This is a genomic window from Streptomyces sp. NBC_00510, from assembly GCA_036013505.1.
In the GTDB taxonomy this organism is placed as follows: domain Bacteria; phylum Actinomycetota; class Actinomycetes; order Streptomycetales; family Streptomycetaceae; genus Actinacidiphila.
Genome location: CP107851.1, coordinates 6940519 through 6956697 on the forward strand (window position 1 = coordinate 6940519; position 16179 = coordinate 6956697).

The 16179-nt window shown below is 70.9% G+C and carries 14 protein-coding genes; 10 read left to right on the forward strand and 4 right to left on the reverse strand.

Going from position 1 to position 16179, the window contains the following annotated elements; all coding sequences use genetic code 11:
- Positions 1 to 17: 17 nt before the first annotated feature.
- Complete coding sequence (locus OG937_31315) at positions 18 to 1613, forward strand: Na+/H+ antiporter (protein ID WUD75864.1); 1596 nt, start codon at positions 18 to 20, stop codon at positions 1611 to 1613.
- A 50-nt stretch (positions 1614 to 1663) separates the two neighbouring features.
- On the opposite strand, the gene OG937_31320 is transcribed toward OG937_31315, so the two are convergent.
- Entirely contained in the window at positions 1664 to 2767 is a 1104-nt protein-coding gene (locus OG937_31320) for a mechanosensitive ion channel family protein (GenBank protein WUD75865.1), read from the reverse strand.
- Positions 2768 to 2846: 79 nt separating this feature from the next.
- On the opposite strand from OG937_31320, the gene OG937_31325 reads away from it, so the two are divergent.
- Positions 2847 to 3443 (forward strand): dienelactone hydrolase family protein, encoded by a 597-nt coding sequence (locus OG937_31325; protein WUD75866.1) that lies wholly within the window; start codon positions 2847 to 2849, stop codon positions 3441 to 3443.
- Positions 3444 to 3494: 51 nt separating this feature from the next.
- A complete protein-coding gene (locus OG937_31330) occupies positions 3495 to 3983 on the forward strand; it encodes a hypothetical protein (protein ID WUD75867.1) in 489 nt (162 codons plus the stop codon).
- On the opposite strand, the gene OG937_31335 is transcribed toward OG937_31330, so the two are convergent.
- Positions 3962 to 4318 carry a hypothetical protein gene (locus OG937_31335; GenBank protein ID WUD75868.1) on the reverse strand — a complete coding sequence of 119 codons (357 nt, stop codon included), beginning with the start codon at positions 4316 to 4318 and terminating at the stop codon, positions 3962 to 3964. The genes OG937_31330 and OG937_31335 overlap by 22 nt on opposite strands.
- 226 nt (positions 4319 to 4544) lie before the next feature.
- Here OG937_31335 and OG937_31340 point away from each other — a divergent pair, with 226 nt between their 5' ends.
- Positions 4545 to 5153, forward strand: a complete 609-nt coding sequence (locus tag OG937_31340; GenBank protein WUD75869.1) for an XRE family transcriptional regulator — start codon at positions 4545 to 4547, stop codon at positions 5151 to 5153.
- Positions 5154 to 5378: 225 nt separating this feature from the next.
- Here the strand turns inward: OG937_31340 and OG937_31345 are convergent, their stop codons facing one another.
- Entirely contained in the window at positions 5379 to 5915 is a 537-nt protein-coding gene (locus OG937_31345; protein ID WUD75870.1) for a hypothetical protein, read from the reverse strand.
- A gap of 159 nt (positions 5916 to 6074) precedes the next feature.
- Between OG937_31345 and OG937_31350 the strand changes: the two genes are divergently transcribed.
- The 6 genes from OG937_31350 (at position 6075) to dnaE (ending at position 15723) form a co-directional block, all read left to right on the forward strand.
- Positions 6075 to 7391 carry a DUF2252 domain-containing protein gene (locus tag OG937_31350; GenBank protein ID WUD75871.1) on the forward strand — a complete coding sequence of 439 codons (1317 nt, stop codon included), beginning with the start codon at positions 6075 to 6077 and terminating at the stop codon, positions 7389 to 7391.
- 63 nt (positions 7392 to 7454) lie between these two features.
- A complete protein-coding gene (locus OG937_31355) occupies positions 7455 to 8102 on the forward strand; it encodes a hypothetical protein (GenBank protein ID WUD75872.1) in 648 nt (215 codons plus the stop codon).
- A gap of 53 nt (positions 8103 to 8155) precedes the next feature.
- Entirely contained in the window at positions 8156 to 8962 is an 807-nt protein-coding gene (locus OG937_31360) for a DsbA family protein (protein ID WUD75873.1), read from the forward strand.
- A gap of 128 nt (positions 8963 to 9090) precedes the next feature.
- Positions 9091 to 10755, forward strand: coding sequence for an alkaline phosphatase D family protein (locus OG937_31365; GenBank protein ID WUD75874.1), 1665 nt, complete (start codon positions 9091 to 9093; stop codon positions 10753 to 10755).
- A 289-nt stretch (positions 10756 to 11044) separates the two neighbouring features.
- On the forward strand, positions 11045 to 12019 hold the full coding sequence (locus tag OG937_31370) for a zinc metalloprotease (GenBank protein ID WUD75875.1): 975 nt from the start codon (positions 11045 to 11047) through the stop codon (positions 12017 to 12019).
- A 125-nt stretch (positions 12020 to 12144) separates the two neighbouring features.
- The gene (dnaE, locus tag OG937_31375; GenBank protein WUD75876.1) at positions 12145 to 15723 is read left to right on the forward strand and encodes a DNA polymerase III subunit alpha; all 3579 of its coding nucleotides are present in this window, start codon (positions 12145 to 12147) and stop codon (positions 15721 to 15723) included.
- Positions 15724 to 15815: 92 nt separating this feature from the next.
- Here dnaE and OG937_31380 read toward each other — a convergent pair whose 3' ends face one another.
- Positions 15816 to 15989, reverse strand: coding sequence for a hypothetical protein (locus tag OG937_31380; GenBank protein ID WUD75877.1), 174 nt, complete (start codon positions 15987 to 15989; stop codon positions 15816 to 15818).
- Between the last annotated feature and the right edge of the window lie 190 nt (positions 15990 to 16179).

The window sequence follows — 16179 nt, forward strand, 5'->3', positions numbered from 1 at the left end:
CATGCCACGCTAGGGCTGTGGATCAACTCGCGCTGTTCTTCGCCCTGATGCTCGCGGCCATCGTCATGGTGCCGCTGGGCGACCGGATGGGGCTGCCGTCGCCCGTGCTGATGACACTGCTCGGGGTCGTGCTGGCCCTCCTGCCGTTCGTGCCGAACGTCGAGATCAACCCCGAGCTCATCCTGCCGCTCGTGCTGCCGCCGCTGCTCTACGCCTCCGTACAGCGCACGTCCTGGCGGCAGTTCGCCGTCAACAAGAAGGCCATCTTCCTGCTGGCCGTCGCACTGGTGCTGATCACCACCGCGGCGGTGGGCGCCATCGCCAACGCCGTCGTCCCCGGCATCTCGCTGGCCGCAGCCCTCGCGCTCGGCGCGCTGGTCGCCCCACCCGACCCGGTGGCCGCGACCGCCGTCGCCGGGCGCCTCGGCCTGCCGCGCCGCATGGTGTCGACCCTGGAGGGCGAGGGGCTGTTCAACGACGTCACCGCGATCGTCGTCTACAACGTCGCCGTCGCCGCGGCCGTGACCGGCTCCTTCTCCTGGCCTGAGGCGCTCGGCGAACTGCTGCTGTCGGCGGTGGTCGCGGTCGGCGTCGGCGTCGTGCTCGGCTGGACCGCCTCCAAGCTGATGGGCGTCGTGGGTGACCCGACCCTGCAGATCGGGCTCTCGCTGCTCGTCCCGTTCGCCTCGTACGCGATCGCCGACGAGGCGCACGGCTCCGGCGTCCTCGCGGTGCTCACCACCGCGCTGTTCCTCGCCGAACACGCCCGCGACGCCGACGACGTGACCGGGCGACTGGTCGGCGCCACCTTCTGGGAGGTCGTCGACACGCTCGTCACCGGCGTCGCCTTCGGCCTGATCGGCCTGGAGCTGCACAACGTCTTCGGCGTCGGCGCCGGCCGCTGGGGCACGATGCTGAGCCACGCGGCGATCGTCGTCGGCGCGGTCGTCCTCGTACGGCTGGCCTACCTGATGCCGGCCGCGGCGGTGACCAGACGGCTGCACAAGCGGCGCGACCTCGACGAGGACATCCCGATGTCCTGGCGGGAGACCGTCGTCATGTGGTGGGCCGGCATGCGCGGTGTGGCGTCCGTCGCCCTGGCGCTGGCCATCCCGCACACCACGGAGGCTGGCGAGGCCTTCCCGGCGCGTGACGAGATCCTCTTCATCGCCTTCTCCGTCGTCCTCACCACCCTCGTGCTGCAGGGCCTCACCCTTCCGCAGGTCGTCAAGCGGCTCGGGGTGAGCAGCGACACCCAGGTGGAGCACGACATGGAGATGCTGCTCGCGCTGCGCGCCATGGCCGCCGCCAAGCAGCGGCTGAAGGAGGTCGAGGCGACCGAGGACTTCTCCGAGGAGGTCTCCGAACTCCTGCACCGCCGCGCCTTCGACGTCGGGGCCCGGATCTGCCCCGACATCGTCGACGACGAGAAGCGCGAGCGGCACACCGCCCGCGTACGCCGCATCAGGACCGTCGAGCGCGTCCAGCGCGACATGCTCTCCGCCGCCCGGCACGAGGTCCTCGCCGCCCGCAGCGAGCCCGGCTACGACCCCGAGATCGTCGACCGGGTGCTGCGCCAGCTCGACGTGCGCAGCCTGCGCGTGTCCCGGTAGCCGGCCCGGGCCGTTGCCGGGCCGGCCTGGTAGCCGGCCCGGCGATTTGCCTAGCGGGATCCGGGGCCGGGACCGATGTCCTCGGCCCCGGGCGTGGCCTGCTCCCGGTCCGGGGCCTCGGCCAGGCCGGGGGCGGTGGCGGTGTTGATGCGCGGCAGCGCGTACGGGTGCTCGCGGCGTAGCCAGTCGATCATCTGCTCCCGCACCACGCAGCGCACCGTCCAGATGTCGTCCGCGTCCTTCGCCGTGGCCAGGGCCCGCACCTCGATCGTGGACGGGGTGGCGTCCGTCACCACCAGGCCCCAGGCCCGGCCGTCCCACTGCTCGCACTCCTTGAGGACGTCGTGGAGGTGTCCGCGCATCAGGTCGACGGGCGTGGCGTGGTCCAGGTGGAAGTAGACGGTGCCGGTCATCCGGGCGTTGCCGCGGGACCAGTTCTCGAAGGGCTTGCTGGTGAAGTACGAGACCGGCATGGTGATCCGCCGTTCGTCCCAGGTGCGGACGACCAGGTAGGTGAGGGTGATCTCCTCCACCGTCCCCCACTCGCCCTCCACGACCACCGCGTCGCCGATCCGGACCATGTCCCCGAAGGCGATCTGCAGCCCCGCGAAGAGGTTGCCCAGCGTCGACTGGGCGGCGATGCCGGCGACGATGCCGATCAGCCCCGCGGAGGCCAGCATCGAGGCGCCGAAGCCGCGCATCGCGGGGAAGGTCAGCAGCATGGCCGCGATCGCCACCACGCCGACGACCGCGGTGACCACCCGCTGGATCAGGCTCACCTGCGTCCGCACCCGCCGCACCCGCGCCGCGTCCTGGGCGGCGGAGGCGTAGCGCGAGTAGGACGCCTCCACGACGGCCGCCGCGACCCTGACGACCAGCCAGGCGCAGGCCCCGATCAGCACCAGCGTCAGCACCTGCCCGATCCCGCGGGTGTGGCCGCGGGCCAGGTGCGCCTGCTCGTACGAGCCGCGCAGCAGCGAACTGCAGATCACCAGCTGGAGCGGCAGCCGCGCACGGCGCAGCAGGTTCCACAGCGGGGTCTCCGGGTGCCGGCCGTCGGCCCGGCGCAGCGCGTGGTCGACGGCCCAGCCCACGGCGAGCGTCACGACGAGGGAGCCGCCCACCACGCCGAGCGGCCGTATGACGGAATCCATGTCTTCGACGGTAACGGGCATGATGGAGCCCGTACCCGACCGTGCGCCGTTCATGGGAAGTGAAATTGTGAGCTCCGGCATGACCATCGTGCTGTTCCACTCGGCCTACGGACTGCGTCCCGCCGTGCACGCCGCCGCCGACCGGCTGCGCGCGGCCGGTCACGAGGTGCTCGTCCCCGACCTCTACGAGGGCCGCACCGCGGACACCGTCGAGGAGGGCATGGCCATCAAGGACGAGATCGGCCGCGACGAACTGCTGATGCGCGCCGTCACCGTCTCCGGCCCGCTCTCCGGTCGCGGCCTGGTCTACGCGGGGTTCTCGCTGGGCGGTTCGATCGCGCAGAACCTCGCCCTCGCCGACGAGAAGGCCCGCGGCCTCCTGCTGCTGCACGGCACCTCCGACATCGCCGACGACGCCGCCACCGACCTCCCCGTCCAGCTGCACGTCGCCGAGCCGGACCCCTTCGAGCCCGACGACTGGCTGAACGCCTGGTACCTGCGCATGCGCAAGGCGGGCGCCGACGTGGAGATCCACCGCTACCGGGGCGCCGGACACCTCTTCACCGACCCGGACCTAGACGACTACGACGCGGAGGCGGCCGAGCAGACCTGGGCGGTCGCCCTGGACTTCCTCGCCGACCTCGCGGCGGAGGCCGGGGCGGCGGGGGAGGCGTAACGCTGTTGCGGGCGGGGGCCGTTGTCAGTGCCCGCTGAGATCATCCGGGACATGGGTGTTCTCTACGGGTACTACTCCGCCGCCGACGACAAGGACGCCGCACGCGCCGTGGTCCGGGAGTTCCGCGAGCTGTGCGAGTTCCGCGGGCCTCGCGAGTTCCGAGAGGCCGACGGCGACGGTCGCGACCAGCACGTGACCCAGGGCATAGACCCGGTCGTGGAGTTGCTCCCCGCGGAGGTGCTCATCACCGGCCGCGCCCCCGAGGACGTGCGCTCCGACCCGCGCCGCGGCGCCCTGGTGGGCGTGGCCGGCGAGGGCAGGGTGGTCGCCGTCTCCCTCACCGACAGTTTCCGCGACGCCCTCGCCGCCTTCGACGCGGACCTGCTGGACGACGTCGCCATGGGGTGGTCCCGCACCTCCGGAGGTCTCCACGGCGTCCACGGCCCGGACGTCCTCGGGCTGTTCCTCAAGGAGCTCGCCGGGCTGGCCGGCCGCGCGGCGGCGGGCGGACGGCGCCTCTACTGCTGGATCCGCCCCTGAGCGAGGGCGGCCCGGCGCTGCCCGGCGGCCGCGGCGAGCAGCAGGAGCGCGGCCGAGGGCAGGAACACGTACATCGCCGGCACCGCGCCGATGACGGACCAGGTGACCAGCGCCAGTGCGATAACGACGCAGGCCTGGGCGAACACCCTGGGGAACCGCCCCAGGAGCGGTGGCAGCGCCAGCGGCACCACGGTCAGCACGAAGAAGCCTCCGTAGTAGCTGTCCAGCCCGAAGAGCAGCCCGGGCACGGCCGCGGCCAACGCCCCCACCGCGAGCACCCACTGCCGCCGCCCGATCCCCGCCCGCGCCTCCGGCCGCCCCGCCTCAGCCCTCATGGCCGCCCCTTCCCCCTGGCGAACAGCACTTTGAACGCGTTCAACCTAGCGGATCGAGGCCCGGCTCAGTACCAGCGGCTGAACGCGGCAGGTCGTGGATGACGGTCGGCACGGCGCCTCGGCCTGGCGGCGCCACCGCCGATCGCCACGACGGCGTACGCGTTCTCGTTCCGCGCGACGGCAACGCTCGTTGCCGTTCCGGGGACGGCCGGGGTGGAATGGGCGGATGGAAGACCTGTCCTCGATCGCCGCCGCCCTGGCGGAGGTCGGCCCCCGCCTCAAACGCCTGCGCACACAGCGGGGCCTCACGCTGGCCGCACTGTCCGAGGCCACGGGCATCTCCACGAGCACGCTGTCCCGCCTGGAGACCGGCGGGCGCCGCCCCAGCCTCGAACTCCTGCTGCCGATCGCCCGGGCCCACCGCGTACCGCTGGACGAACTGGTCGGCGCCCCCGAGGTCGGCGACCCCCGGGTACGCCTCAAGCCCCGCCGCGTGAACGGCCGCACCGTCCTGCCGCTGACCCGGCAGCCGGGATCCCCGCAGGCCTGGAAGGTCGTCGTCCCCGCGGGCCAGTGCGAGCTCGACCTCCGCGTCCACGAGGGCTACGAGTGGCTGTACGTGCTCTCCGGACGCCTCCGCCTCCTGCTGGGCGCCCGCGAGGTCGTCCTCGGCGTCGGCGAGGCCGCCGAGTTCGACACCCGGCTGCCGCACTGGTTCGGCAGCGCCGGCGACCAACCCGTCGAGATCCTGAGCCTCTTCGGCCGCCAGGGCGAGCGCATGCACGTCCGCGCCAGACCCAGCCGGGGGAAGGGGGGCGGCAGCGGTGACGGCTGAGGACGAGCTGGTGCCGGGGTACCCACGGCACTGGCTCGTCGTCGTCCCTGAGGCCGATCGCCAACACGCGGATCAGTCTCATGCCGCACCGGATGCCGGATCCGCGACCGAGGGACCGGATTCGTCGCGGCAGCGGAGTGCGGTCTTCACCTATCCGGGCGGCGCTCGGGACAGTCCCGCAGCGGCGTGGGCTTCGTCTCCTCGCCGGCCGGCGAGGCCGCTGCCTCAGTAGACCGATATGTGCACGTGGTCGAAGTGGTTCTGCGTGATGGACCCGCGGTCCTCCATCAACTTCCACCCCTGTTGGGGGAGTCGGCTCGACCAGATGTGCTGCTCGTAGATGACGTACCAGATGCCGTATTCGTCCGCGTGCTCCCGCACCCAGGCCACGATGGCCTCGCCCAGGGCGTCGGACTTGCCGGTGGCCTTCTTGCCGGCGGGCATGAGCATGAAGTCGCAGGCGCGGCCCAGGGGGTGTTCGCCGCCGCCGGCGATGCCGCCTTCCTCGCGGTAGCAGCCGGGGGCGCCCTCGAGGCCGCGGGGGCCGAACTCCTTGACGACGGCCTCGCGGACGGCCTCCATGCGGGCGGTGATGTGCTGCGGCCCGCGGGGTTGCTGCTTCGGCCAGTTGGCCGCGCGGACCTGTGCGGAGAGTGTGGGCCACGCCACGGCGGCCAGTACGAGGCCGCCGATCAGTAGCAGCCCGAATATGGTGCGCCGCCGGCCGCGGCGCGCGGTGTCCCGCCCCCTGGTGGTGTTCATCGCAAGCCAGAACGCGCGACCGTGGCCGGAAGTGCCCGGTTGGACGCGGTGCGACGGTGACGCGAATAACGCCCCGCAGGGGGTCGTCCCCGGGCACGCGAGCGTACGCTCCTGCGTTGGACGCGGCAGACACGGACCAGCCCAGGAGGCACAGCACCGATGGCCACAGGCATGACGACGGACGAAGAGCGCGGCGAGCGGATCCTCGAGGTCTTCGGCACCGCGTTCGGGGAGCTGCTGGCCGCCGATCCGGCCGCGTTCCGGGTCAAGTTCCGCAAGATGGCGGCGTCGGCGTTCGCCTTCTACCGGGGCACCGCGTGCCTCTACTACGCGGACCTGGCCGACGCCAAGGACGGCAGCCCGTTCCTGGACGAGCGCACGTCCCGGGTGTGGATCCACGGCGACCTGCACGCCGAGAACTTCGGCACCTACCTGGACGCCAACGGCCGCCTGATCTTCAACGTCAACGACTTCGACGAGGCCTACGTCGGCCCCTTCACCTGGGACCTGCAGCGCTTCGCCGCCTCCATAGCGCTGATCGGCTACAGCAAGGCCCTGGCCGACGACGTGATCTCCGGCCTGGTGCGCAGCTACGCCACCGCCTACCGCGAGCGCGTGCGCGCCCTCGCCCAGGGCGAGGCCGTCCCCGCGCTGACGCTGGACTCGGCGCAGGGCCCGCTGCTGGAGGCGCTGCGCCACGCCCGCTCGCAGACCCGGTTCGGGCTGCTGGACTCGATGACCGAGATCCGCGCCTGGGACCGCCGCTTCGGCGCGGGGGGCGGCGCCGTGGAACTGGACGGCGGCACCCGCGAGAAGGTGCTGCGGGCGTTCGAGGCGTACCTGGACACGCTGCCGGAGACCAGCCGGATCAACCCGGAGAGCCACCGCGTCAAGGACGTCGTGGGCCGCCGCGGCGTGGGCATCGGCAGCGCGGGCCTGCCCTCGTACAACATCCTCCTCGAGGGCCACACCGACGCCCTGGAGAACGACGTCGTGATCTACATGAAGCAGGGGCAGACCCCGGCGGTCTCCCGGCACATCACCGACCCGGCGGTGCGCGACTACTTCCGCCACGAGGGCCACCGCACCGTGATCTCGCAGCGCGCGCTGCAGGCGCACGCCGACCCGTACCTGGGCTGGACCGAGCTGGACGGCGTCGGCCAGCTGGTCGCCGAGGTGTCGCCGTACGCGGTGGACCTGGACTGGTCGGACCTCGACGACCCGGAGCAGATCGAGGCCGTCGTCGCGGACCTCGGCCGGGCCACCGCCGGCATGCACGCGGCCGCGGACGACGAGAGCGGGCACTCGCTGGTGCCGTTCTCCACGGAGGACGCCATCGACGCGGCCATCGCCCGGGACGAGGAGGGCTTCACGGAGTCCCTGGTGGAGTTCGCCCACTCCTACGGCGCCCGGGCCCGCGCCGACCACCAGATCTTCGTGGACCTGTTCCGCAACGGGCGCATCCCGGGGCTCTGATCACGGGCGCCTTGTTCGGGGGTTTAGGCATTGCTTACACACCGGCATGGCACACTCTGCGCCATGGAAGGGACCGGACCCCGGCTGAGGGCACTGCGCGCGGGATGCTTCGCCGCGCTGTGCGTGACGCTGTCCGCGACCGCCCACATCATGCTCTCGCGGGAGCCCCTGCCGATGACGACCACGGCGGGGGCCTTCGCGGGCGTCTTCGCGGTCACGTACGCGCTCGGCCGCCGGGAGCGCGGCTACTGGCCGATCGCCGGGCTGCTCGTCCCGCTGGAACTGGCCCTCGACACGCTGTTCACCGCGGGCCAGCACACCTGTTACGGCCCCGGGGGCGGTCCCGTCACCGGCTCGTGGCGCTCGATCAACGAGGCGCTGGCCTGCCACGGCGGCGACGTCGGCGGCTCCCTCGCCACGGGGCAGGGGATGTCCGGCGCCGGCACCTCGCCGTGGCTGCTGCTCCTGGCGCACGTCTGCGTCGGCCTGGTCGCCGCCGGGTGGCTGCGGTGCGGTGAGGACGCCCTGCACCGCCTGCTGCGTGCCGCCTTCCGGCCGCTGCTCGTCGCGGTGGCGGTCTTCCGCACGGCCGGACCGCGCGGCACCGCCCGCCCCGGCGCGGCCGGGCCCGTGGCCGCCGCCCCGGCCTTGCCCCTGCTCCTGCACTCCGTCGTACGGCGAGGGCCGCCCGCCCGCCTCGGCTTCCGCTGAGCACGGCGCCCCACCCCTCACCCACGTACGCACGAGTCGGAGATCACACCACCATGAGCAAGCGAAACAGCCAAGCCGCCAAGAACGCCGCCCGCGAGCGGCTGCGCGTCGAGCGCGAGCGGCAGGCGAAGCGGGACAAGCTGCGGCGGCAGCTCGTCGTCGGCGGCAGCGTCCTGGGCGTGCTGGCGCTCGGCGCCGGCATAGCCGTGGCCGTCGTCAAGATGAACGCGCCCACCTACTGGGAGAAGGCCGCGGACAAGCCGCTGGTGAAGCCGGCCAACTCCTCGGGCAAGAACGGCACGTCGATCGTCATCGGCGACGAGAACGCCAAGCACACGCTGAAGGTGTACGAGGACCTGCGCTGCCCGGTGTGCGCGCAGTTCGAGCAGACCTCGGGCGAGACCGTCCAGAAGGACGCCAAGGACGGCAAGTACAAGATCTCGTACACCATGGGTGCCTTCCTCGACGACCGCCTCGCCCAGGGCCAGGGTTCGAAGAACGCGCTGAGCGCGCTGGGCGCCGCCCTGAACGTCAGCAAGGACGCGTTCGTCCAGTACCACACGCTGCTGTACTCCAAGGACGTCCACCCCGAGGAGACCAAGGACGACTTCGGCAGCGACGACAAGCTGATCGAACTGGCGCAGAAGGTCGACGCGCTGAAGGGCAACAAGACCTTCGAGAACGCGGTCCGCAACGGCACCTACGACAAGTGGGCGCTGACCATGGACCAGCAGTTCACCGACGACGGCATCACGGGCACGCCGACCGTGAAGCTCGACGACAAGACCATCGACAGCGTGCAGGCGATGACCGCCGACCAGTACACGGCCGCGGTCGACCAGATCATCGGCAAGGGGTAGCACCGGCCCGTGGCCGGTTCCGCCCTCCGGTCCCCCGGCTCACGCCGGGGGACCGGAGGGCGAAGTCCTTCCGAACTCTTGTGCATTCGGTCCCGGAAAGGGGTTACCGGCGCGTAATCTGACGCCCCGTGACCGATACCTCTGCACCCTCACAGACCTCATCGAGAACACCGAGCCGCCGTTCGGTCGTCAAGGCCGGCGCCGTCGTGACCGGTGCCGCGCTGATACCGCTGGCGGCCTCCGCCGCCCCCGCCTCCGCCGCCCCGGCCCCCGCCTTCCTGCACGGCGTGGCCTCCGGTGACCCGCTGCCCGACGGCGTGCTGCTGTGGACGCGCGTGACTCCCCTGCCCGAGGCCGTCCCGGGCTCCGGGCTCGGCCCCGCGACCGAGGTGAGCTGGACCGTCGCCAGGGACAAGGCGTTCACCTCCGTCGTGGCGACCGGCACGGCCGCCACGACCGCCGCCTCCGACCACACCGTCAAGGCCGACGTGCGCGGACTGCAGCCCGCCACGGAGTACTGGTACCGCTTCACGGCCGGCGGTGTGACCTCGCCGGCCGGCCGTACCCGTACCGCGCCCGCCGAGAACGCCGCCGCCGACCGGCTGCGCTTCGGGGTGGTCTCCTGCGCCAACTGGGAGGCCGGGTACTTCTCCTCGTACCGGCACCTGGCCGCCCGCGGGGACCTGGACGCCTGGCTGCACCTGGGCGACTACATCTACGAGTACGGCACCGGGGGCTACGCCGCCCGTGGCGCCGTCGTCCGCCCGCACGCGCCCGCCCACGAGATCGTCACGCTGGCCGACTACCGCACCCGGCACGGGCGCTACAAGACGGACACCGACCTGCAGGCGCTGCACGCCGTGGCCCCGGTCGTGGCGATCTGGGACGACCACGAGTTCGCCAACGACGCATGGTCCGGCGGTGCCGAGAACCACACCGAGGGCGCCGAGGGCGCCTGGACGGCGCGGGTGGCCGCCGCCAAGCAGGCCTACTTCGAGTGGATGCCGGTGCGTCCCTCGGTGGCCGGCACCACCTACCGGCGGCTGCGCTTCGGCAAGCTCGCCGACCTGTCCCTGCTCGACCTGCGCTCCTTCCGCTCCCAGCAGGCCTCGATCGGCAGCGGCGCGGTGGACGACCCGGACCGGACGATCACCGGCCGGGCCCAGCTGGACTGGCTGAAGGCGGGTCTGAAGGCCTCGGACACATCCTGGCGGCTGATCGGCAACTCGGTGATGATCTCGCCGGTCGCCTTCGGCGCGCTGCCGGACTACCTGCTGGCGCCGCTGGCGAAGCTGCTCGGCCTGCCCGCCGAGGGCCTGGCGGTCAACGTCGACCAGTGGGACGGCTACACCGACGACCGCCGCGAGATCCTGGCCCACCTGCGGGACAACGGCATCCGCAACACGGTCTTCCTGACCGGCGACATCCACATGGCGTGGGCGAACGACGTCCCGGTGAAGGCGGCGACCTACCCGCTGTCGGCCTCGGCCGCCACCGAGTTCGTGGTCACCTCGGTCACGTCCGACAACCTGGACGACATCCTCAAGGTCGCCCCGGACACCGTCTCCACGGTCGCCGAGGCCGCCGTGAAGGCCGCCAACCGCCATGTGAAGTGGCTGGACATGGACTCCCACGGCTACGGCGTGCTGGACATCACCGGCGAGCGGGCGCAGATGGACTATTACGCTCTCTCCGACCGCACCGACCCGAACGCCTCGTCGACCTGGGAGCGTTCGTACCGCACCCTGTCGGGCACGCAGAAGGTCGAGCGGGTCTACTCGCCGGTACGCTGAGCCTCCCGAACGTCGGTTTCCGGCCAACCCCCCGCGCCATGCGCGGACCGGCCGGCGCGGGGCGGGCGGTGGGGAGCCCCCGGGTCCGAATCCGGACACACCGCCCGCCCCGCGTTCCGGGGGTGTTACGCCGGCCGGCGCGGACCCTCAAGGGTCCTTCGTTGTCTAGGGATTACCCTCTGTCCGCCAATGGGCCGGAAGGGGGCTGCACCGGTTCTGGCATGGACACATAACCTCCGGGCGGCGAGGAGGAAATTCCTCCCGTACGTCCCACGAGGAGTGCCCCCACATGTCACGCACCCCCCGTTCCCGCCGTCTCGTCGGTCTCGCCGCCGTGGCCGGAACCCTGGCCCTGCTCCCCCTCACCGGCGCGACGGTCACCGTGAGCAGCGCCTCCGCGCACTCGAGGACCCCCGCGGAGCAGTGCGCGGACAGCGGCGACGCCGCGGCCCGCAAGATGAAGGGCTCCACGGCACACGAGCCCAACGCCATCAGCGACGCCACCGCCAAGGCGATGGACGCGGACCTGAGGAAGCGCGTCGCGAAGATCAAGGCGGAGGGCAAGGGCTCCCGGGTCGCCGCCGCCGCGACGACGACCATCCCGGTCTACTGGCACGTCATCCACAGCGGCAGCACCGGCAAGCTCAGCGCCGCCGCCGTCGCCGGCCAGATAGCGGTGCTCAACGCGGCCTACGCCGGCCAGGGCACCGGCAACGTCGACTCCGGCTACCAGTTCTCGCTGGTCGCGACGGACTACACCGACAAGGCCGCCTGGTACAACCTGACCGAGGGCTCCTCGGCCGAGACCTCGATGAAGACCAGCCTCCGCAAGGGCGGCGCGAGCGCGCTCAACATCTACTCGGCCAACCTCCAGGACGACCTGCTCGGCTGGGCCACCTTCCCGAGCTGGTACGCCGGCGATCCCAAGGACGACGGCGTGGTCATCCTCGACGCGTCCGTCCCCGGCGGCTCCGCCACCAACTACAACCAGGGCGACACCGCCACCCACGAGGTCGGTCACTGGATGGGCCTCTACCACACCTTCCAGGGCGGCTGCGGCGCCAACGGCGACTACGTCTCCGACACGCCCGCCGAGAAGACCGCCGCCAGCGCCTGCCCGACCGGCCGTGACACCTGCACGGCCGGCGGGGTGGACCCCATCCACAACTTCATGGACTACACCTACGACTCCTGCATGTACCAGTTCACCGCAGGCCAGGTGAGCCGCATGAAGAGCTCGTGGGCCGCCTACCGGGCGGGCTGACGCCACCGTCCGCGTCCGGCCGGTCACGGGGCCGGCCGGCCGCGGCGGGCAAGGCGGGGAGGGCGGGAATGGCATCGGCTGTCGGACCCCCGGCGTAGGATTCCAACGCCGCCAGATGACGACCGATGCCGGAGGTGTCGCTTCCCGTGACAACGCCGTTCACCCACCTTCACGTCCACACCCAGTACTCCCTGCTGGACGGAGCGGCGCGGCTCAAGGACATGTTCAAGGCCTGCGGTGAGATGGGCATGACGCACATCGCCATGACCGACCACGGCAACCTGCACGGGGCGTACGACTTCTTCCACCAGGCCAAGGGCGCCGGGATCACGCCGATCATCGGGATCGAGGCGTACGTCGCCCCCGAGTCGCGGCGGAACAAGCGCAAGGTCACCTGGGGCCAGCCGCACCAGAAGCGGGACGACGTCTCGGCCTCCGGTTCGTACCTGCACAAGACGATCTGGGCGGCGAACGCGACGGGTCTGCACAACCTCTTCCGGCTCTCCTCCGACGCCTATGCCGAGGGCTGGCTGACCAAGTACCCGCGCATGGACAAGGAGACCATCGCCCAGTGGTCGGAGGGCCTGATGGCCTCCACCGGCTGCCCCTCGGGCGAGGTGCAGACCAGGCTCCGCCTCGGCCAGTTCGACGAGGCGGTGAAGGCCGCCGCCGAGTACCAGGACATCTTCGGCAAGGAGCGGTACTTCCTGGAGCTGATGGACCACGGCATCGAGATCGAGCGCCGGGTCCGCGACGGGCTGCTGGAGATCGGCAAGAAGCTCGGCATCCCGCCGGTCGTCACCAACGACTCGCACTACACCTATGCCAGCGAGGCCGACGCCCACGACGCGCTGCTGTGCATCCAGACCGGCAAGAACGTCTCCGACCCGGACCGCTTCCGCTTCGACGGCACCGGCTACTACCTGAAGACGACGGACGAGATGTTCGCCATCGACTCCTCCGAGGCCTGGCAGGAGGGCTGCCGCAACACCACGCTGCTCGTCGCGCAGCAGGTGGACACCGACGGCATGTTCCAGGCGCGGAACCTGATGCCCCGCTTCGACGTCCCCGAGGGCTACACCGAGGTCACCTGGTTCCGCGAGGAGACCATGCGCGGCATGCAGCGCCGCTACCCCGGAGGCATCCCGGACGACCGGATGAAGCAGGTCGAGTACGAGATGGACACCATCATCCAGATGGGGTTCCCGGGCTACTTCCTCGTCGTCGCCGACTTCATCATGTGGGCCAAGAACAACGGCATCGCCGTCGGCCCCGGCCGAGGCTCCGCGGCCGGCTCGATCGTCGCCTACGCCATGGGCATCACCGACCTCGACCCGATCGACCACGGCCTGATCTTCGAGCGCTTCCTCAACCCCGAGCGCATCTCCATGCCCGATGTCGACATCGACTTCGACGAGCGCCGGCGCGCCGAGGTGATCCGGTACGTCACCGAGAAGTACGGCGCCGACAAGGTCGCCATGATCGGCACCTACGGCACCATCAAGGCCAAGAACGCGATCAAGGACTCCGCCCGCGTCCTGGGCTACCCGTACGCCGTCGGCGACCGCCTCACCAAGGCGATGCCCGCCGACGTCCTCGGCAAGGGCATCCCGCTCTCCGGCATCACCGATTCCGCGCACCCGCGCTACAGCGAGGCCGGCGAGATCCGCTCGATGTACGAGAACGAGCCCGACGCCAAGAAGGTCATCGACCTCGCCCGCGGCGTGGAGGGCCTGGTCCGGCAGATGGGCGTGCACGCCGCCGGTGTGATCATGTCCAGCGAGCCGATCGTCGACCACGCCCCGGTCTGGGTGCGGCACTCCGACGGCGTCACCATCACGCAGTGGGACTACCCGAGCTGCGAGTCGCTCGGCCTGCTGAAGATGGACTTCCTGGGCCTGCGCAACCTCACGATCATGGACGACGCCGTCAAGCTGGTGAAGGCCAACAAGGGCGTCGACATCGAGCTGCTGGCCCTGCCCTTCGACGACCCCAAGACCTTCGAACTGCTGGGCCGGGGCGACACCCTCGGCGTCTTCCAGTTCGACGGCGGTCCCATGCGCTCCCTGCTGCGCATGATGAAGCCCGACAACTTCGAGGACATCTCCGCCGTCTCGGCCCTCTACCGGCCGGGCCCGATGGGCATGAACTCGCACATCAACTACGCGCTGCGCAAGAACAAGCAGCAGGAGATCACCCCGATCCACCCGGCGCTCGAGGCCCCCCTCAAGGAGGTCCTCGACGTCACCTACGGCCTGATCGTCTACCAGGAGCAGGTGCAGAAGGCCGCCCAGATCATCGCCGGGTACTCCCTCGGCGAGGCCGACATCCTCCGCCGCGTCATGGGCAAGAAGAAGCCCGAGGAGCTGGCGAAGAACTTCACCATCTTCCAGGAGGGCGCCCGGAGGAACGGCTACAGCGACGAGTCGATCCAGGCGCTGTGGGACGTCCTGGTGCCGTTCGCCGGCTACGCCTTCAACAAGGCGCACTCCGCCGCGTACGGCCTGGTCTCCTACTGGACGGCCTACCTCAAGGCCAACTACCCGGCCGAGTACATGGCGGCGCTGCTCACCTCGGTGCGCGACGACAAGGACAAGTCGGCGATCTACCTCAACGAGTGCCGCCGCATGGGCATCAGGGTGCTCCCGCCGAACGTGAACGAGTCGGACGCCAACTTCACCGCGCAGGGCGACGACGTCATCCTGTTCGGCCTCACCGCCGTCCGCAACGTCGGCCAGAACGTGGTGGACTCGATCATCCGCTGCCGCAAGTCCAAGGGGAAGTACACCTCCTTCCCCGACTTCCTCGACAAGGTCGAGGCCGTGGTCTGCAACAAGCGCACCGTGGAATCGCTGATCAAGGCCGGCGCGTACGACGAGATGGGGCACACCCGCAAGGGCCTCACCGAGCACTACGAGCCGATGATCGACAACGTGGTCGCGGTGAAGCGCAAGGAGGCCGAGGGTCAGTTCGACCTCTTCGGCGGCATGGGCGACGACGCCGGGGGCGACGAACCGGGCTTCGGGCTCGACGTCACCTTCTCCGACGTCGAGTGGGACAAGACGTACCTGCTCGCGCAGGAGCGCGAGATGCTCGGCCTGTACGTCTCCGACCACCCGCTCTTCGGCATCGAGCACGTCCTCAACGACAAGGCGGACGCCTCCGTCTCGGCGCTGGCCGGCGATTACTCCGACGGCTCGATCGTCACCATCGGCGGCATCATCTCCGGTCTCCAGCGCAAGATGACCAAGCAGGGCAACGCCTGGGCCATCGCCACCGTCGAGGACCTCGGCGGCTCCATCGACTGCATGTTCTTCCCGGCCACGTACCAGTTGATCTCGACCCAGCTCGTCGAGGACGCCGTCGTCTTCGTCAAGGGCCGGCTCGACAAGCGCGAGGACGTCCCGCGCCTGGTGGCGATGGAGCTGATGGTCCCCGACCTCACCGACGCCGGGACCAACGCGCCGGTGACGATCTCCATCCCGACGGTGAAGGTGACCCCGCCGCTGATCGCCCGCCTCGGCGAGGTGCTCGCCAGCCACAAGGGGAGCACCGAGGTCCGGGTGCGGCTGCAGGGCGCCCGCAAGACGACGGTGCTGCGGCTCGACCGCCACCGTGTCACTCCCGACCCGGCACTCTTCGGCGACCTCAAGGCCCTCCTGGGCCCCTCCTGCCTCGCCACCGCCCAGCAGCAGGCGGGCTGATCACCCCCCGCGCGAGCGGGCGGACGTGCCGAGGGTGGCACCCCTTCCGGACGGGGTGCCACCCTCGGTCATGAGTGTCCGGCGCTCGCGCGCTAGTTGTGGCCGAACTTCTTCTGCCGCTTCTGCGACACGTGCGGTTCGGCGCCCGGGGCCGTCATCGCCATCTGCTCGCGTCCGCCTGCGCTCTTCGCGTGCTCTTCGGTGGTCGCGGCGCTGCGGTCGTGGTGCTGGCCGGTACGTTCGCCCCGGTTCTTGTTCTTGCCCACGATTCCTCCTTGGGGGAAATCTCGGATGATGGGCCGCACTCAGGCTTGCACGGGAGTACGAAGGTCGCATTTCGGGCAGTTGCAGAGTGTGGCGCGCCGGTGATCGCGTAACCGGTCACAACGCCCCGGTGTTCGGGCAGACTCGGGGCAACAGCGTTACCGGGGGGACGGACGGCAGGACTTTCGGAGA